Origin of the sequence: Paenibacillus sp. UMB7766-LJ446 (genome assembly GCF_030226665.1) — a bacterium.
Classification (GTDB): Bacteria; Bacillota; Bacilli; order Paenibacillales; family Paenibacillaceae; genus Paenibacillus; species Paenibacillus vandeheii.
Window position 1 is genome coordinate 255,368 of the sequence record NZ_JASOYM010000009.1, and the last position, 18,199, is coordinate 273,566.

At 46.5% G+C, this 18,199-nt stretch carries 17 protein-coding genes and 1 tRNA gene; 2 read left to right on the plus strand and 16 right to left on the minus strand.

The features are described 5' to 3' along the window. Positions 1–159: 159 nt before the first annotated feature. The 6 genes from QP794_RS22085 to QP794_RS22110 form a co-directional block, all read right to left on the minus strand. A complete protein-coding gene (locus QP794_RS22085) occupies positions 160–672 on the minus strand; it encodes an adenine phosphoribosyltransferase (protein WP_024633046.1) in 513 nt (170 codons plus the stop codon). A 36-nt stretch (positions 673–708) separates the two neighbouring features. Further along, positions 709–3,117, minus strand: a complete 2,409-nt coding sequence (gene recJ, locus QP794_RS22090) for a single-stranded-DNA-specific exonuclease RecJ (protein WP_285078909.1) — start codon at positions 3,115–3,117, stop codon at positions 709–711. A gap of 39 nt (positions 3,118–3,156) precedes the next feature. After that, positions 3,157–4,122 (minus strand): cation diffusion facilitator family transporter, encoded by a 966-nt coding sequence (locus QP794_RS22095; protein ID WP_285078910.1) that lies wholly within the window; start codon positions 4,120–4,122, stop codon positions 3,157–3,159. A gap of 74 nt (positions 4,123–4,196) precedes the next feature. Further along, complete coding sequence (gene secF, locus QP794_RS22100) at positions 4,197–5,105, minus strand: protein translocase subunit SecF (protein WP_285078911.1); 909 nt, start codon at positions 5,103–5,105, stop codon at positions 4,197–4,199. Further along, positions 5,095–6,345 (minus strand): protein translocase subunit SecD, encoded by a 1,251-nt coding sequence (gene secD / locus QP794_RS22105; RefSeq protein ID WP_094939105.1) that lies wholly within the window; start codon positions 6,343–6,345, stop codon positions 5,095–5,097. Before secD ends, secF begins: the two co-directional genes overlap by 11 nt. A 91-nt stretch (positions 6,346–6,436) precedes the next feature. Next, positions 6,437–6,676 (minus strand): post-transcriptional regulator, encoded by a 240-nt coding sequence (locus QP794_RS22110; RefSeq protein WP_175383441.1) that lies wholly within the window; start codon positions 6,674–6,676, stop codon positions 6,437–6,439. A gap of 223 nt (positions 6,677–6,899) precedes the next feature. Between QP794_RS22110 and spoVB the strand changes: the two genes are divergently transcribed. Then, the gene (gene spoVB, locus QP794_RS22115; RefSeq protein ID WP_285078912.1) at positions 6,900–8,507 is read left to right on the plus strand and encodes a stage V sporulation protein B; all 1,608 of its coding nucleotides are present in this window, start codon (positions 6,900–6,902) and stop codon (positions 8,505–8,507) included. 2 nt (positions 8,508–8,509) lie between these two features. Here the strand turns inward: spoVB and QP794_RS22120 are convergent, their stop codons facing one another. Next, positions 8,510–9,214 carry a DUF421 domain-containing protein gene (locus QP794_RS22120; protein WP_285078933.1) on the minus strand — a complete coding sequence of 235 codons (705 nt, stop codon included), beginning with the start codon at positions 9,212–9,214 and terminating at the stop codon, positions 8,510–8,512. A 228-nt stretch (positions 9,215–9,442) separates the two neighbouring features. Between QP794_RS22120 and QP794_RS22125 the strand changes: the two genes are divergently transcribed. After that, positions 9,443–9,835, plus strand: a complete 393-nt coding sequence (locus tag QP794_RS22125) for a TIGR04086 family membrane protein (RefSeq protein ID WP_285078913.1) — start codon at positions 9,443–9,445, stop codon at positions 9,833–9,835. A gap of 130 nt (positions 9,836–9,965) precedes the next feature. On the opposite strand, the gene yajC is transcribed toward QP794_RS22125, so the two are convergent. The 9 genes from yajC to QP794_RS22170 form a co-directional block, all read right to left on the minus strand. Continuing rightward, positions 9,966–10,277 carry a preprotein translocase subunit YajC gene (gene yajC / locus QP794_RS22130; protein WP_079350717.1) on the minus strand — a complete coding sequence of 104 codons (312 nt, stop codon included), beginning with the start codon at positions 10,275–10,277 and terminating at the stop codon, positions 9,966–9,968. 68 nt (positions 10,278–10,345) lie between these two features. Continuing rightward, a complete protein-coding gene (gene tgt / locus QP794_RS22135; RefSeq protein WP_094939106.1) occupies positions 10,346–11,482 on the minus strand; it encodes a tRNA guanosine(34) transglycosylase Tgt in 1,137 nt (378 codons plus the stop codon). A 45-nt stretch (positions 11,483–11,527) separates the two neighbouring features. Next, a complete protein-coding gene (gene queA / locus QP794_RS22140) occupies positions 11,528–12,556 on the minus strand; it encodes a tRNA preQ1(34) S-adenosylmethionine ribosyltransferase-isomerase QueA (RefSeq protein WP_285078914.1) in 1,029 nt (342 codons plus the stop codon). Positions 12,557–12,563: 7 nt separating this feature from the next. Further along, a complete protein-coding gene (locus QP794_RS22145) occupies positions 12,564–14,639 on the minus strand; it encodes a SpoIID/LytB domain-containing protein (protein WP_483311940.1) in 2,076 nt (691 codons plus the stop codon). Positions 14,640–14,721: 82 nt separating this feature from the next. Beyond that, positions 14,722–15,732 carry a Holliday junction branch migration DNA helicase RuvB gene (ruvB, locus tag QP794_RS22150; protein ID WP_024633033.1) on the minus strand — a complete coding sequence of 337 codons (1,011 nt, stop codon included), beginning with the start codon at positions 15,730–15,732 and terminating at the stop codon, positions 14,722–14,724. Positions 15,733–15,787: 55 nt separating this feature from the next. Beyond that, entirely contained in the window at positions 15,788–16,402 is a 615-nt protein-coding gene (ruvA, locus tag QP794_RS22155) for a Holliday junction branch migration protein RuvA (RefSeq protein ID WP_079350721.1), read from the minus strand. Continuing rightward, entirely contained in the window at positions 16,399–16,902 is a 504-nt protein-coding gene (gene ruvC / locus QP794_RS22160; RefSeq protein ID WP_024633031.1) for a crossover junction endodeoxyribonuclease RuvC, read from the minus strand. The genes ruvA and ruvC overlap by 4 nt, the downstream gene beginning before the upstream one ends. 294 nt (positions 16,903–17,196) lie before the next feature. Next, positions 17,197–17,889: a BofC C-terminal domain-containing protein gene (locus tag QP794_RS22165; protein WP_285078916.1), complete on the minus strand. Its 693-nt coding sequence runs from the start codon at positions 17,887–17,889 to the stop codon at positions 17,197–17,199. Between the two features lie 234 nt (positions 17,890–18,123). After that, positions 18,124–18,197: transfer RNA gene (locus QP794_RS22170), tRNA-Pro, on the minus strand. Positions 18,198–18,199: the final 2 nt, after the last annotated feature.

Sequence of the window (18,199 nt, forward strand, 5' to 3'; positions counted from 1 at the left end):
ATTCATCTTCATTTTATACATCGTACAACGCAAAAAGCCTGCTCTCTCACCTTTACAGGTTGAGGGACAGGCTTTTTGCAAATAGTTAATGCTGTATATTATTTCCCGGGAAACGGGAGATCCAGTTCACGTGATTTAACAGCAATGAATGCTGGAATTCTAGTAATTCATCAATGTAAATACATCAATTCCCGGCAATTTTGCACGTCCATTCAAATCAGACAGCTCAATCAGGAATGCTGCACCTACAATCTTGCCACCCAATTGTTCAATCAGGTTAATGGAGGTAGCAATTGTTCCGCCTGTTGCCAGCAGATCATCCGCAATCAGAACATTTTGTCCTTTTTCGATCGCATCTGTATGCATAGCAAGCGTATCCTTGCCATATTCAAGATCATAACCGACTTCGATCGTCTCTCCTGGCAATTTTCCGCTTTTACGAATCGGAGCAAAACCGACACCCAGAGCGTACGCCAGAGGAGCGCCCACAACGAATCCACGTGCTTCAGGTCCGGCAATAACGTCAATTTTGAGATCCGAAACCATTACTTTCAGCTCATTGATCGCCTTGCGGTACATTTCTCCATCCTTCAACAATGTCGTAATGTCTTTGAAGCTGATTCCCGGTTGTGGAAAGTCAGGAATGACACGAATATAATCTTTAAAATCCAAAATAATCTCCTCCTAAAATAAATGCACAACTTCTATCTAAGATACGCCCTTCATCCGGGATATCATCCATTGTGTCAGTTGAGGGGTAGATGCATCCAGCATCACCTGCTCTGTCTCGGCCATACTTTCCAGCGCCTGATAATGTCGCGAAGCGGTTAGCTCACGCTTGGGCGGGTTATCCACAAACATAATCTTTCCATCTTCTCGGGTAATGAACGATAACTCTTCAAATACATCCAACATCATTGTAATCATGCGCGGTGTACAACCACACTGACGACTGAGCACAGGAGTGATCTCTTGTTCCTCCACTGGTTCAGCTCTCCATTTGGACACCAGCATATAAATACGCTTGAAGAGTTCTCTGGAAGGCATCTGAAGGCGATCTCGGCGATTGCCTGATCCGTGCAGAAGGATGATATTCTCGGCTCCGCTGAATAAGGCCAGCATTGCATCAAGTTGTTCCGGGGTTTCCGGCGTATCAAACACAAATAACGTCCGGACCTGTTCCTGCCCATAATGCTGCGCGGCAGCATTGCACGGAAACAACCCGACCTTTCTATCATATACCCAAAGGCACGGTTCATACAATGAATTTCCCTCGGAAACATTCGTTTCTTTCCGTACGATGGCACCAATAGAGCCTGACTTGTATCGTAAATGGACTTCAAGCGAGCTCAAGAACTGCTTCATTACGTTCAAAGGCTCCGTACTGCCTCGCAAATCAAACACTTGCGCATGTGGTACTTGAATGTCCTGAAGCATCAATTGTGGTTTTCTCATCCCGTTCCACTCATTGACGGACAACTCACCCATAACATCAATAATGGTGCCTGGTGGCAGAAAATCAGCCAATGCTCCCTTACCAAAAGCGACCGTCTCCAGCTGCTGCCCGTCCTGCTCCAAAACCAATTTCAGATGGCGTTTTTCGCGTCCCATCGTCCGTGTTTCTTTTACAGTCACATTGCGCAAAACAAACCGAGGAGAAGGATTACTCATGCCAAATGGCTGGAGTCTGTCGATCTCTTGAATGACCTGCAATGGCACATCACTGATTCTGCACTCATCATCCGCAAGACGATGGGGAACAAAGTCCTCCTCCGTCAGAACGGATGCCGCAAACTCATTCAGTCCGTCTTCCAGCTCTTTAAGCTGATCACGATGGAGGCTCATACCTGCTGCAGCTGGATGACCACCATAATGATCCATCGTGTGTTTACAAGCCGTTAATGCCTCATAGATGTCCAGGCCCTCTATGGAGCGTGCTGAGCCTTTACAAGCGCCGCTCTCCGGGTCGATTCCAAGGATAAGCGTTGGCCGATAATACCGTTCAAGTAACTTGGAAGCCACGATACCTACGACTCCAACATTCCAGCCTTCTCCCGCCAAAACGATGACATCCGGCACTGCTCCGGAGTTAAGCTGAATTTTCTGTTCCAACTGGGCTGTCGCTTCCAGAAGTATGCCCTCAACAACCTGCTGCCTTTCACGATTCAGCAAGTCCAATTGACCTGCCAGAGTGTGTGCCTCATCCAGATTCTCGGTTGTAAGAAGCGATACGGCTCTGCCAGCATGATCCAGACGTCCGCTTGCATTAATACGCGGAGCCATTGCAAAGGCAATATTAATTGAGGTGACCTGACTTTGATCCACACCACTAATTTCAAGCAGAGCACTAACACCAGGCAGACGCGTACCTCGCATGGATTCAATGCCATAACTGACGATAACCCGATTCTCGCCTTCCAAAGGCATCAAGTCGGCAACCGTACCGATCGCAGCAATCTCCATCCATTCTCCAGGCACTTCACCGATCAATGCCTGAGCCAGCTTCAACGCTACACCCGCACCAGCTAACCCTTTAAAAGGATAAGGACAGTCCGGAAGCTTGGGATTAATAAGCGTGTAAGCCTCAGGCAAAACTTCAGGCGGTTCATGATGATCCGTCACAATAACTTCCATGCCCAGTGTTGAAGCATAGGCAATCTGCTCTACCGCACTGATTCCGGTATCTACCGTGATAACCAGCGTGACGCCTTGTTGATGAGCCCAATCCAAGGCATGATTGTGTAACCCGTAGCCTTCATTGGAACGATGAGGGATATAAATATCGTAGGAAGCACCGAGATAACGCATCAGATGAATCATCAAGGATGTGCTCGATACTCCATCCGCGTCATAGTCCCCATATATTAAAATATGTTCTTCACGCTCAATGGCCTGCTGGATTCGAGGCACTGCTTCTTTCATGCCTAGAAGCAGATAAGGATCATGCATCTGATTCAGATCAGGATGCAGAAACTGTTCTGCCTCTAATTCATTATGAACCCCCCGACTGACCAGCAAACGTCCAACAAGTGATGAAACGGAAAGCGCCTGCGAGAGTCCCGCAGCCGCCTCCAAATCGATATTCGGTGTATTCCACCGGTATTGCGAATAAAGCAATGATAACGCTCCTTTCCTGATCTACTGGACCAAGCTTCATTACTGAATTAATGTCGCTTCAGGATCTGGCAGTTCATGATTGGATTTATAAGGATATCCGGGATCATAAGGTATAACCTGGATCTGTACTTCTTTAACATGACTGAAACGAGTCAGGAGAAGTGTCTTCGCCCGATTCGCAATCTCCTGTGCCTCGAGCACGGAAATTCTCGGGTTCACACTAATGACCAGTTCAATCGTAACATCATGTTCCTGTTCACGTGCGACCAGATGTTCAATTGTAATAATGCCATATACACGCTGCACCGTTTCTTTGAAGTCATGCGCTTCTTCCTGCTCCAATTCCTGAACAAGCGAACCATATACGGTATCCACAATCATTCTGTACCCTTTATGAAGCACAAAACAGGAAGCGATTAATGCAGCTGCCGGGTCCATATATCGAAGAATGCTCCACCCCGTTGTTTCTCCTGTCATGGAACCTACAATGCCGACCAAGACGATAAGTGAACAGTAGAGTGCCCGACGATGCTGCTGTGCATACGCCAGAGCCTGCGATTGATTTCGTTTACGAAAATATCTGTATTGATATTGAAAGATTGCTTCTTTCACAGCCAGTGCTGCAAAAGCCACGACAAGTGCATGGGTATACTTCTCTAGCGACTCTGGTTCATCTCCAGACAGACTACCCAAAGCGGAGATAGCAATCTGCAATCCTCCCATAAGGATGAGCACAGATAATAATACCGAAATTCCAGGTCTCGCGATACGTGAATGTTCCTTTGACCGCTCCCTACGAGCCTTTCTTTTGGTTTGTACAGACTTCGAGGGAAAGAGGCCGGACAATGAAGAAGCAGCTTCTGAAGCAGAGTGCAGGCCGTCTGCAAGCAACGATTTGCTGTTTGCCATATAACCGAACCCAGCCTTGATTACTGCGAGTGTCAAATTCCCGGCGATCCCGCTCCATGTGGCAGCGTGAACAGAAGGGAAACGTTCTCTGGTCATGGCGATGCCCCCCTTAATACTCTACCTAAAGTTGCAAAACCGCGCCTGGCAGACGCGGCTTGACAATACAATGTTTAGTTGGATGCTTTGACAGCTGCTTTAGGTTTCTCTGTTTGTTTACCTTTGAGCGCCAGCCACAATGGAGCGGCGATGAAGATTGAAGAATAAGCACCGAACAATGTTCCGATAACCATAGCAAGTGAGAACATGCGAATGGATTCTCCACCAAAAATAAACAAGCAGAGCGAAGCGATAAACACGGTGAATGTGGTATTCAAAGAACGTGTCATCGTTTGCGACAAACTGCGGTTGACTACTTCACGCAAATCGGCTTTTGTAGTCTTTTTAGCAAAACGCATATTCTCGCGAATTCGGTCAAAGATAACGATTGTATCATTGATCGAGAACCCGACAATGGTTAGTACAGCCGTAATGAAGGTCAGATTCACTTCCAGTCGGAAGATCGAAAATACGCTGATAACTACAAATGCATCATGGAAGAGCGAAACAACAGCAGCCACACCAAATCGCCATTCGAACCGGATAGCTACATAGATCATAATCCCGATACTTGCGATGAGAACCGCATATATGGCATTGCGTTCCAGTTCTTTAGCCATCTCCGGGTCAACCGTGTTGACTTCATACGAAGCGGTTGAATCCAGCTTGGTGAACTCTTGCTTAAACTTGCTTTCCTGATTCTCATCCAGCACGTTCGAGAAACGAACGTTAACCCGGTCAGCACCTGTTGTAATATGAACATCCTTTGTGTCAACGCCAAGGTCTTTCACAATAGGATTGATTTGTTCCGTTTTGATCACCTTTGATACCGAGATATCTACATTTGAACCGGCACGGAAATCTACCGCATAATTCAATCCCAGGGCCAGAATACTGATAATACCTGCAATCGTTAAAATAATGGAAAAGGTATAGGCAATTTTACTGCCTTTAACATAATCAAAATTCCAATTAAAGCGCACGAATTTCACTCTCCTTCACTCCGAAGTACTTAGGCTTCTTCAACACGTTAGCCCGCACAAGCAGGGTCAACAGGAAGCGGGAGAAGAAAATATTCGTGATAATGCTGGTTACGATGTCAAAAATCAGTACCAATGCGAAACCTTTAACCGCACCTGTACCCATGATGAACATCACTGAAGCCGCAATGATCGTCGTGATGTTGGAGTCAATGATGGTACGGAATGAACTCTTACCACCAGCTCTAACCGATGACAATATGGACTTACCACTCCGCATCTCTTCCTTGATCCGCTCATACGTGATGATGTTGGCATCCACGGCCATCCCTATACCCAGAATAAATGCCGCGATCCCTGGAAGGGTAAGTACAAATTCTCCCAAGTAGAAGATTGCAAGTACCAGCCACGTGTGTGTGATTAAGGCAAAGCTCGCAATAATCCCCGGAATACGGTACAAACCAATCATGAACACCAAGATAATTACGGAACCAATTAATCCCGCTTTTATCGTCTGGTCCAGAGATAGCTTACCAAGCGTTGCACCAACGCTTTGAGAGTACTTTTCTGTCAGTTTCAACGGCAACGCGCCCAAATTAATCGTATCGCGAAGCTGATTGGCTTCCTCACGTGAGTAGTTACCCGTGATTTGCGCAGAACCGTCACTCAGTTGCTGCTGCACGGTTGGAGCAGATAACAGCTGATCATCCAGATAAATCGCCAAAGGTTGTCCAATCAAACGTTTGGTGATTTCAGCAAACTTGGCTTTGTCTTTAACCTGGATATCGATCATCGGTGCGTTCAATTGGTTAAATACCACTTTGGCACCATTCTCCACGAACTCATTTCCCCGAAGCTCGATTTTGGTGTATTCGCCTTCTTTGTCATTCTCAGCTTTACTGCGGAAGGTCATGACAGCAGGTTCTTTCATTTTGGCTCTGACTTCAGCCTCGTCGGTAACCCCGGCCAACTTCAAGCGGATCCGGTTAGTTCCTTCAGTTGTTACTTCCGGCTCGCTTGTTCCGAGCGCATTGGCACGGCTCTCCAAACTTTTTGCTGTTTGCACCAAAGATGCTTTGGTGACTTCTTGTCCTTTTTCCAGCGGCTCTGCTTCATATAAGATCTCGTAGCCTCCTTTTAAATCAAGGCCCAAGCGTATATTTTTGAGCAGCCCTGGACTTGTGCCCAACATTACTCCTGCGGTCACAAGCACGACCAAAATGAAACTGACGATTCTTTTCATGCCGTTCCTAGATCCCCTTTCGTTCTCAATATTCCTATTATAGCGATGCCGTAAAAAGCAGTCAATTTCCAACAAAAAAGATCCCTTTCGTTTAGAAAGAGGACCCCCGGTATGCAGACACGGTCATAAAGTTCATAAAGCTTGTTGCTTTCAGTGACAATATGTCGTTCACCAGTTGGTGAAGCGGTGGAATGCCCTGCTTTTCATATTTATGACTGATGCAATTCCAGACATCTTTGCTGGTGACATATTCGTAACCGACAAGCCTTAATTCCTCTGCTTTGCTGCGGCAGAGCATCTCTATAGACTGTTCCAACTCCACATCATTCATTTCCTCCAACGGGGAGCCTCCCTTCATACATCCAAGCCTTTATGCGGCATCAATATTACATCATTCGACTTTACCCGATCATATTCCTTCTTGCTGTTGATGGATCTTTTTGTTAATCGTGTCCAAGTTGTCATGAGAAGATATTGGACTGGCATAGGATGAAGAACGAGGGATTTGTCCCGTTTATGAAAACCTGCACTCCAACCGGGAAAGAGGGGTAGTCTTGAAGAAACAGACATTTATCCAGGGAGCCATGATCCTGCTCGCCGCAGGCATTATTAATCGGATTCTCGGTTTCATCCCGCGCATTGTGCTGCCACGGGTCATCGGTGCAGAAGGTGTTGGCATCTACCAACTGAGCTATCCCTTTTTCATCGTACTCGTCACATTGATCACTGGTGGTATTCCATTGGCTGTAGCCAAGCTCGTAGCCGAAGCGGATACAGGTGCCAACCGTTATTCACCCCAACGGATTCTGCAAATCAGCCTGAGCTTCACACTGACCCTTGGTGTTGTGTTTATGTTTTTGTGTATTATTTTCGCTCCATGGGTCACCCGGTATGTTCTGACCGATGAGAGGGTCTATCACACGTTTGTCAGCATGAGCCCTATGATTGCCATTATCGCCGTATCTGCAGTCTACAGAGGTTATTTCCAGGGAAAGCAAAACATGATGCCTACGGCTGTTTCATCGATCGTTGAAACGGTCATTCGCATTATCTGTGTGATCTGGTTCTCCTGGCTCCTTTTGCCCAAAGGAATTGCCCAAGCTGCAGCAGGAGCCATGCTGGGAGCCCTTGTCGGTGAATTCGTCGGTATGCTCGTATTATTGTGGAACTATGCCAGACAGAAGAAATATCTCGAGCAACATCAGCCAATACTCGAAACTCCAATCAAACCCAAACCTGCTCGTTTAAAAAACTCAACCGGATCAGAACCTGGACTTCTCCGTCGTTTACTCGCGATTTCTGTCCCCGTAACTGCCGGGCGGTTAGTCGGTTCCCTATCCTATCTAGCTGAGACGATTGTAACCGCACAGAGTCTGGCTATTGCAGGTATCTCCAAAGGGCTTGCAACGGCCCAGTATGGAGCATTACAAGGCATGATTATACCGCTACTTCTACTGCCAGGAGCATTAACGTCCTCGTTAGCCACGTCACTCGTTCCTTCATTGTCTGAGGCCTCGGCTCAAGGTGACCGTGCGCTCATTCATAAACGGATGCATCAGGCTTTGCGGCTAGCGCTTGTAACAGGTGCTCCATTTTCTGTGTTTATGTATGTGCTTGCCGAACCGATGTGTCTTGTCCTGTATAATGATGCATCGATTGGAAGCATGCTTAAGCTTATGGCTCCTTTTGCTTTGTTTATCTACATTCAAGCTCCTCTTCAAGCCGCTCTTCAGGCACTTGATCGTCCGGGGAAAGCACTGCTCAATACGTTTATTGGTGCTGTTATCAAAATTACGCTGATTTTGGTACTCGCCTCCCGGCCGGAATACGGTATTTTTGGTGCGGTGATTGCCATTTGTGTCAATTCAACAGTCGTTACTCTATTACATGCAAGAAGTGTGCGCAGCCTGTTACAGTTCCGTTTCAAGATGATGGATTGGGTCAAAACAGGTGCTGGTATGCTCATCATGGGCGGCGCTACTCTGGTGATTTACGAACAGACTGCGACCCTGCTTCCGTTCTGGCTCAGAATGCTTCTCGCGCCACTTGTTGGTCTGATCGTTTATTTCATGGTTATGGGCTGGACCAAAATGATTGATTTTCACGATCTTTCCCGTGCTCCCATTATCGGTTCCTGGTTTAAACGCCGTTCACATAAATAAATTCACTTTTCATCTTTCAAACTTACGTATACTTTTCCATTATGGTCTATGGAACATAAAAATACATCTTTGAAATCAAGAATGCCCTTCCCCTGCATCTGATTTTTAAGCCAAAATCGTGTTTTCTGAATCAGCTCAAGGTTCTGGTCTTGCACTTTGCCATCCATGATCAGGGGCAGGGGCAGCCCTTCATATTTGATATTTTGGAATCCATCGACCTTTTCTTTTCTCGCTTTTTGAATGCTATTTATAGTTCCATCCTTGCCAGAGGCATTATTACCACTGGAGGAGGACTGGTTTTTGGGAAAAACGGTTAACTTGCCTGTCGTCTCCAAAATGGCAAATTCCACTTCATCGATGCTGTCGATATTTTGTTCGCGCAACTGAAGCAAAAGATCATCCAGGTTATACCGCTGCTTACGCATCTCATCCCGATGCAATGTTCCCTTGGAAATCAACACAGTAGGTTTCCCGTCAATCATTAATCGTAACTTACGACTCTTGAGACTGAGAAAAGCCATGACAATCTGCACAACAAGTACTGTGAGCATGGGCACGATACCATGAAACAAGGGTTTATTGGTATCCTCAATCACAAATGCCGCAATCTCTGCAAGCATAATGGAAACAACCAGATCAAACATGGATAGCTTCCCGATTTCTCGTTTGCCCATTAGTCTGATTGCACCGTAGACAATAAAATACATCAGTATAGTTCGAAAGATATGTGCTCCGACATCTGAGAAATTCACAACAGGGTTCCTCCTTCGGATCTGAATTTTATACAGGTACCTGAAGCGTAATCTCTATTTTGGCCTGAAGCTTACATGCTCATGCAAATATAAACCGTTCATTTAATGGAAAATTCAGTTCATAAGTCGGAGGGCTTGACCATACACTGTATTAATTTCAAACTTGTACAAGGGGGTTGCTTCATGCAGTTGATTCGCCGAATGGTTTCATTTCGAATGTCTAACCCGGTTCTTTCGGGCCTCTGTCATGCTTTTGTCTGGATGATGTTAGGCGCACTGATTCTATCCTTCTTTCTCTGGATGACCGGAATGCGGGAACAGGATCTTTCCCTGTATACGTACGTTATACATGGCTTGTCCTTGCTGGTCGGTGGATTTGTATCTGGCAAGAGGTCAGGTGAGCGAGGCTGGTACCACGGAGGAATTACCGGAATCGTTTACGGACTAATTGTATTGCTGATCGGATTTTTGGCACTCGACGCCTCGTTCAATTGGAAAGACAGTCTGCAGCTTGCAAGTGCCTTCCTTATTTCTGCACTAGGCGGTATATTTGGAGTCAACACACGAAGATCATAGAAGATCGGGGTGTAACGGTTACTAAAAAAAGAAAAAGAGAACCGGGTCTCCAAGGAGATCCAGTTCTCTGACAATGAAGAATACGCTGCAAACGTACTCATAGCCTTACAGGCTTTTTAACATCTAGGATTTATTCAGCCGTATCGCGGGCAACTGCACTGCTGATCGCATTACGATCGAATGTCAGTTTAGTTACATCGTTTACACGCAATACAACCACATCATCCGTGATTTCAGCGATCGTTCCGTGAAGACCACCGATGGTAACAATTTTATCGCCTTTTTTCAATTGACCTAACATGGAATTACGTTGCTTTTGTTTTTTGTTCTGTGGACGAATCATCAAGAAGTAAAAAATCGCAACCATAAGTACCAAAGGTACTATCAGAGATACAATTCCACCGCCCGCATTTCCAGTTGTTGCTGTTAATCCTTGGAACATTCAAACTCCCCCTTATCGACTATACTTACAAGTAAAACTTGTTACTTCGGCTCCGCAAAAACCCCTGATCAGAAACCTCTGTCATTGTCATGAAGACCATATTGATCGAAAAATTCATCCCGGAAATCAAGCAAACGATCTTCCATTATGGCTTTACGCACATTGCGCATCAAATTCTGCAAGAAATGAAGATTGTGGATGGTCGTCAAACGTAAGCCAAACGTTTCATCCGCTTTGATTAAATGACGCAGATAAGCTCTGGAATAGTTACGGCAAGTGTAGCAATCACATTCAGGGTCTAGTGGCCCAAAATCAGTTGCAAACTTGGCATTACGAACTACCAGACGTCCTTGACTGGTCATTGTAGTTCCGTTACGGGCAATTCGGGTAGGCAGAACACAATCGAACATGTCCACTCCGCGAATCGATCCCTCAATCAATGCATCGGGTGAACCAACACCCATTAGATAGCGTGGTTTATTGGACGGCAACAAAGGAACGGTGTAGTCCAACACACCATACATCAAATGTTTCGGTTCTCCAACACTCAGTCCACCAATAGCATACCCCGGGAAATCCATGGAAGTCAAATCTGCCGCGCTCTGGCGGCGAAGATCTTCATGCATGCCTCCCTGTACGATAGCAAACAGCCCTTGATCATTTGGACGAGCATGACTTTCCAGACAACGTTCTGCCCAGCGACTCGTTCTTTCAAGTGATTTTTTTACATATTCATACTCTGCCGGATACGGCGGGCATTCATCAAAAGCCATCATAATATCGGAGCCCAGTGCATTCTGAATTTCCATTGCCACTTCAGGCGAAAGGAACTTTTTGTCCCCATTGAGATGGGAGCGGAAGTTAACGCCTTCCTCCGTAATTTTGCGCATCTCACTCAGAGAAAACACTTGGAACCCGCCACTGTCAGTCAAAATCGGACGATCCCAGTTCATAAATTTGTGCAGTCCGCCTGCCTGACGTATAATTTCATGCCCAGGTCTCAGAAAAAGATGATAGGTGTTACTCAAAATGATTTGAGCATCCATCTCTTTCAGCTCTTCGGGACTCATCGTCTTCACCGTCGCCTGTGTTCCTACAGGCATGAAGGTTGGTGTCTCAATAATACCGTGAGGTGTATGTACACGTCCCAAACGGGCTCCGGATTGTTTACAGGTTTTGATATGTTCATACGTAATTGCTGCCATTGGTTTTAATCATCCTCTAAAAATTAATCGTAATACCTTCACAACTTAATAAATCAACATGGCATCGCCAAAGCTAAAGAAACGGTATTGTTCTTTAATTGCTTCCTCATATGCATGCATGATTTGTTCTCTGCCCGCAAGTGCACTGACCAGCATGACCAATGTGGATTTGGGAAGATGGAAATTCGTAAGCATCCCGTCGATCACCTTGAACGTATATCCCGGGTAGATGAAGATTTTGGTCCAGCCGCTGCTCTCTTGCAGCTGCCCGTCTTCAAATTTGCTCCCCACCGTTTCAAGTGTTCGACAACTTGTCGTTCCTACAGCAAATATACGGTTGCCACGTTTTTTCGTTTCATTAATCAGATCCGCCGTCTCTTGAGACAAGGAATAGTATTCCTCATGCATGACATGCTCTTCAACTTTATCAACCGACATAGGCCGGAATGTTCCGAGTCCCACGTGAAGCGTGATGAAAGCTATATTAACGCCTTTATCCCGTATCCGGTTCAGCAGTTCATCCGTAAAATGTAATCCTGCTGTCGGCGCAGCAGCCGATCCTTCATGCTTCGCATATACCGTTTGATATCTTTCGCGGTCATCCAGTGTCTCTCTGATATAAGGAGGCAGCGGCATTTCACCCAGACGATCCAGAATCTCCTGAAATATTCCATCATAGGAGAACGTAAGCAATCGCGCTCCCATCTCGCCTTCTTCATCAATAACAGCTCTGAGCTCGTCGCTAAAAACGATGACCGAGCCGGTTTTCAGCTTCTTGCCTGGTTTAACCAGAGCTTCCCAACGGTCGCCCTCCACGTTTTTGAGCAGGAGTACTTCCGCCTTTGCCCCCGTATCTTCTTTGGTTCCGAACAAACGGGCTGGAAGAACTCGTGTATCATTCAACACCAGCGTATCTCCAGGCTGAAGGAAGTCGATAATATCAGGAAACGTGTGATGGTTAACCTCACCGCTTTCCTTGTTTAAGGTAAGCAACCGGGACGCCGTGCGGTCAAGCAGCGGCGTCTGTGCAATCAATTTCTCCGGCAATTCAAAATCATATAAGTTCACATTCATATTCTATTCATTCCTTAACAATAGTCACATTTTGATAATAGTGTTTCAATATTGCCTGGTAATCATACCCTTCATCTGCCATGCCTTTGGCACCCCATTGGGACAAGCCCAATCCGTGCCCGTTGCCCTGACCGATAAACATGAAGCTTTGGCCCTGAGTTACAGCTCGAGCTTGACCATCACCACTCATAACCACAAGAGCATTACTGGATGAAGTTCCTGTGCCTGAGGCAGATAGTACAGCAGCACCCTGTGAGCCGGTTTTGCTTGCTGTTTTGCCGTCAGCGCCTAATACAGTATAACTTCCGGTCCCTGCAATATCAAATAAAGTACTCGGTAATCCACCTAAAGCTGAGCGGTATGTATCTGCATATTTTACCGACATAGGCTGGCCATTCGCAGTGACTTCAAGTGCTCTTCCTGATGGCCCACGCTTGGTCACTTCCAGCGTTGAAATCGAAGATGGAACAGTAGAAGTCGTTTTACCCTGCAAGGATTTAACCAATTGCGCTGACGTGAATGGTCCTCTTACCCAAGCATAATCATTGGATTGCGGCACTTTGGCCAGAACAACAGCCTCGTTGCCTGGATTTATTTTCGCTACCGGTTCAACATTGGATTGAATTAACGGAATGGGACGCACATTGGTATTTTGCGCAGTAACGGTCACTTTGGCTAAACCCGCATCCGTTTTGGTCGTTAATTCTTTTATATTATCCTCACGGATATAGCCGCTGACTCCTGTACTCAACAGCACATGATACCATGTTTGTAATCCAGCTTGGGCCGATGTGTCTCCCGGGCTGTCCACGTTACTGAACACACCCGCGCCTCCGTTCCATACCTCGGATGGGTCAGCAGTCTGTCCCCCTGCGTTGGAAGAGAATACAGCTTCCACGATCTTACCACCGCTCTTGATAACTTCTCCAGAGGTGGCATCAACCGCGCTGGAGACCTTATCATTCTCTGAGCCCATTCCGTTGTATGCCTGACTGAGCGTGGTATCCACGACATTGGCAATTTTAAAACGGTCCCCTTGTTGAAGTGCATAAGAACGTGCAGCGACAGCCTGTACTTTCAGTGCTTCTGCTGGCCAGGATGAATAAACTTCTGCACCAACGACGGAGTATAAATATTGCTGCAGTGGAACGACATTAACCAAAGCCAAATCGCCACTTACAATGCTAATTTCCATGTTACCGCGATAGGTCCGCCCTGAACGTTCCACCACTTTGATTCCACTGCCGTCTCCTTGAACTAACGCCTTGGCTTCACTTCCAGCAATGGTGTAGTGCGGTGCTGTTTTAAGTGTATCGGTACTTAACCCGGCATCCTGACGGATGATAAGTGCCGCACTATTACTGTTTACCGGAGATAGGGATACTCCTGGAACACTGGCTTCCACACTCTTTTTGAATGTTGCCAGCTCAGCATCTGTTGAGGCTTCACCAACCCATACGGTATACCCTTGACTTCCTCCATCCAGTTGAAGCACCGTATAAGCACTAATTCCTGCCGATAAAAAGGACGCTTGCGCTGTTTCTGCCTCTTGAAGTGAACTGTAGACTCCAGCCGATAGACGCTTGCTGCCCGTCACCGCTGGTTTTTGTCCCCCCAGTTGGGCTGCGGCCACTTTTTGCACGCGTGCTACCGCTTGTCCGGCCAACGCTTCTGTAGCATAGTTACCAGTGTAGAGCTGATAGGTTGCTTTACCATTCAGAGACGTTGTAAACAACAACGGTTTATCGCTGGTGGCCTGCAACAATTTCGCAGCTGCTGCTGCCGTTTTGAAATCCCCTGTTTCCAACACTTTGACGCGGAATCCATCCGCACTGAAACGGATTTGTCCTGCCGGAAGGGTTATGCTTGCTCCGCTTTCGGAACCAATATTCCATTTCCCACTCGACTCAAGCGTAATCAGTGGTGTAGTCGATTTATACGTACTCCCCAGGTTCGCAAACATGGCTACCCGGATCATCTGTCCATCACTTTCAGCGGCATACACAGGCACTTGCAGACACCCTACCGTCAACAGAGCTGCGGCCAGAACCTTCAAACGCCGACTCCACTTCTTTGTTTGCATTGCTTTCCCCACGATCAGTCTCCTCTCCATGTTTGTCCCAAGTTGTATTTTGAAATGAATCTCTTTGATATATAATCACAATTTATTTGGCATCTCTCGGTGGAACAGGCAAACCCAGATGATGATAGGCCTGGTCCGTTACAATTCTGCCCCTCGGTGTACGTTGAAGCATACCAATCTGCAGCAGATAGGGCTCGTAAACATCCTCAATGGTTTGACTCTCTTCACCGATCGTAGCGGCAATCGTATCCAGACCCACCGGGCCTCCACGGAAACTGTTAATCATTGATTTGAGCATCTTGTGATCGATCTCGTCCAGACCGCGCGGATCAATCTGAAGACGTTGCAGTGCTTCTTCCGCCAGAGTCTGTGTGATGATACCATCACCCCGTACCTGAGCAAAGTCACGCACTCTTTTTAGCAGACGATTGGCAATCCTTGGCGTCCCACGGGAGCGCAATGCGATCTCCTCAGCGGCATTACCAACAATCTCCACCCCTAGAATCTCGGAGGCTCGTGAGACGATGTAAGCCAGCTCGTCCACCGTGTAGAATTCCAGCCGACTAATAACACCAAACCGGTCTCTGAGAGGCGCAGACAGCAAGCCTGCACGGGTTGTAGCACCAATCAGTGTAAATGATGGCAGATCAAGACGTACAGAGCGGGCACTTGGGCCTTTTCCGATCATAATATCCAACGCAAAGTCTTCCATCGCGGGATACATTACTTCTTCTACCGTACGATGAAGGCGATGAATCTCGTCAATAAACAGGACATCCCCTTCTTGCAGGTTAGTCAGCAACGCAGCCAGATCGCCTGGGCGTTCAATTGCGGGTCCTGATGTCGTACGCAAGTTAACACCCAATTCATTGGCAATGATATTCGCAAGTGTTGTTTTCCCAAGTCCAGGCGGGCCATATAACAACACATGATCGAGCGCCTCATTACGCATTTTGGCGGCTTCAATGTATATTTTCAAATTCTCCTTGGCCTGGTTCTGCCCGATATATTCATTCAAATACCGGGGACGAAGGCTGAGCTCCACAGCTTGATCTTCCATCATCAGGTTCGCGGAAATAATCCGGTCATCCATGTTCATCCCTACCTTTTTTATGCGGCTTACTGCTCTATTATAGAGGCAAAATTAATTATCCTGTAAACAGCATTTGCAGTGCCCGTTTCATTAACACATCAACAGAATCAGCCGAAGTAACATCTTTCTTCAGTTTGAGCCATACTTTATCGAGCTCACTGTCGGTATAACCCAGCGCCTTGAGACCTTCACGAGCCTCATCCCAGGCAGAGCCGCTTCCTGCTTCTTCTGAAGGAGGAGCAAACAAACCTGTTGCATACGTGGCAGCACCGAAACCATCCAATTTGTCCTTGAGGTCCAGTATCATACGCTGCGCTGTTTTCTTGCCAATTCCCGGAAGTTTGGTCAGGAACGTCAGATTCTCTTGATAAATGGCCGTCACGACATGATCCGGCGTACCGCCAGCAAGTATACCCAGAGCAACTTTGGGGCCAATACCTGATACCTCGATCAGCTTGCGAAATAACTTCTGTTCCTCCCGAGTAGCAAAACCAAACAGCAATATCGCATCTTCACGTACATGGTGATGGGTATACACTATAATTTCGCCCTCTTGCTTCGCAAATGCAAAAGGGTTCGGGCAGAACACACGATAACCGACTCCGTGCACATCAAGCACAATATATTCGTTCTCCAGATGTATAAACTGTCCTCTTAGAAAATCAATCATTTTCGCAATACCTCATTCAACTTGGAATTTAATGTATAGGAGTGTGCATGGCACACGGCTACAGCCAAAGCATCCGCTACGTCATCCGGCTTCGGAATTGCCTGTAAACGCAAAAACATTTTGACCATCTCCTGCACTTGCCGCTTCTCCGCTTTTCCGTATCCAACAATTGCCTGCTTAATCTGCATCGGCGTATATTCGGCAATAGGCAGTCCCTTCTGGGCAGCAGCCAGTACCATGACACCTCTCGCCTGACTGACAGACATCGCTGTTGTGACGTTACGATTGAAAAAAAGTTTCTCCAGCGCTACCGCGTCCGGTTTATATTTATCAATCAGCTGTACCATGCCCTCATATACATGAAGCAGCCGTTCTTCTTCAGGGGTATGAGCTTCAGTCTGAATACAGCCATACTGTACAGGGGTTACCTTACTGCCGATTTTATCCACAAAACCAAAACCGACAATCGCAATCCCCGGGTCAATTCCCAAAAAACGCAAATCCATCTCTCCCTTACAAAAGCGAACATATGTATCGTTCATTTCATTATAACAAAAGATAGACCCTGCGGCAGGAAAAACTTTGTCCTTCCTTACACTCGCCTGAATTTCGTGAACAACCTGCATTCGTTATCTCCCATATTCAGGTGTTTCGGTCATGGAACGACAAAAAGGACATCTTTCGATGTCCTTCGTTTCACTTCGTATGTTGTATAAGCTGTGAATGTCCTTCGAGCAGGTACTTCTCTCTATCCGATGTAAACAAATACGTTCAATACAGATCAGCCTATTTATTTATCCGCCATTACGGATTTCTTTATTGGCTTCTTCCACCGCATAATCGCTGAACGTCGAAATCACACTATCATACTCATCCTTGTCCTGAATACGGATCCCCTGCTGCAACTGCTCTAACACACCTTCCGGCAATGAAGTCTCCAACGTTCCTACGTCCATTTGAAAAAAAGTACGGATGACTTTCTCTTCTGCTGGTCTCCCCTCATAAAGGTTGAGATTGCCCACAGCATCTATACTAATATACGCCTGCTCTTTACATAGTGGAGAAAGATCGTCCACATGTTGCTTAACGCGTAACACTGCTGCTGACTCAACCTGAGCATCCCAATCCGGATGTTGAACGAGCAGCATCTTCCATTGAGGAACAGCCATCTTTCCCAATTGTTCCGTCTCTACCCCACATATATATTGCGTCTCCAGCACAACACTCGTTAAACGGTCCGGATCAGACCCGAGTTGTTCCATCAAAGTCTGAATGTCTTGCTCAGACCTTTGTTCACTCGTAACAGGTCCCATTACAGATACAGCCTCGCTGAAATTGGTCGTTAGTAAACGCTCAATCGCAGAAGAAATCGGCAAACCACTGTAAGCCAATATAGCTACAGCAGCCAGCGCTGCAGTCATCCATACTGTTCGTTTCCACCGACGCCAGCGTCTCTTGAATTGTTTTTTGAAGTTAAACGTGTTCACATGAACCCCTTCTATCACTTTTTAAACCTATTGTGACCGAAAGACTTGGGGTTTATGCAAAATCAACCTAAGGCATCAGTAATGCGCTGCACTTGAGCGCAAACAAGATAAAAGCTATAGTTATTCCCTTATTAAAGGTTGCCATGAGTGAAGAGGTTGTTATTGCTCAGCATACTTCAAAATATAAATAAAAAGACAGACTATCTATGAAAAGATAGTCTGTCTTTTTTGAGATCGGGATGACACGATTTGAACATGCGACCCCCTGGTCCCAAACCAGGTGCTCTACCAAGCTGAGCTACATCCCGTT

Coding starts and splice junctions, on each gene's coding strand:
- secD (WP_094939105.1), bottom strand. CDS start 6,345: ATGAAAAGAATCGTCAGTTTCATTTTGGTCGTGCTTGTGACCGCAGGA.
- QP794_RS22145 (WP_483311940.1), bottom strand. CDS start 14,639: ATGCAAACAAAGAAGTGGAGTCGGCGTTTGAAGGTTCTGGCCGCAGCT.
- ruvB (WP_024633033.1), bottom strand. CDS start 15,732: ATGGATGACCGGATTATTTCCGCGAACCTGATGATGGAAGATCAAGCT.
- QP794_RS22125 (WP_285078913.1), top strand. CDS start 9,443: ATGCAGTTGATTCGCCGAATGGTTTCATTTCGAATGTCTAACCCGGTT.
- QP794_RS22110 (WP_175383441.1), bottom strand. CDS start 6,676: ATGAATGATGTGGAGTTGGAACAGTCTATAGAGATGCTCTGCCGCAGC.
- tgt (WP_094939106.1), bottom strand. CDS start 11,482: ATGGCAGCAATTACGTATGAACATATCAAAACCTGTAAACAATCCGGA.
- queA (WP_285078914.1), bottom strand. CDS start 12,556: ATGAATGTGAACTTATATGATTTTGAATTGCCGGAGAAATTGATTGCA.
- QP794_RS22095 (WP_285078910.1), bottom strand. CDS start 4,122: ATGACCAGAGAACGTTTCCCTTCTGTTCACGCTGCCACATGGAGCGGG.
- ruvA (WP_079350721.1), bottom strand. CDS start 16,402: ATGATTGATTTTCTAAGAGGACAGTTTATACATCTGGAGAACGAATAT.
- QP794_RS22120 (WP_285078933.1), bottom strand. CDS start 9,214: ATGTATTTTATTGTCTACGGTGCAATCAGACTAATGGGCAAACGAGAA.
- yajC (WP_079350717.1), bottom strand. CDS start 10,277: ATGTTCCAAGGATTAACAGCAACAACTGGAAATGCGGGCGGTGGAATT.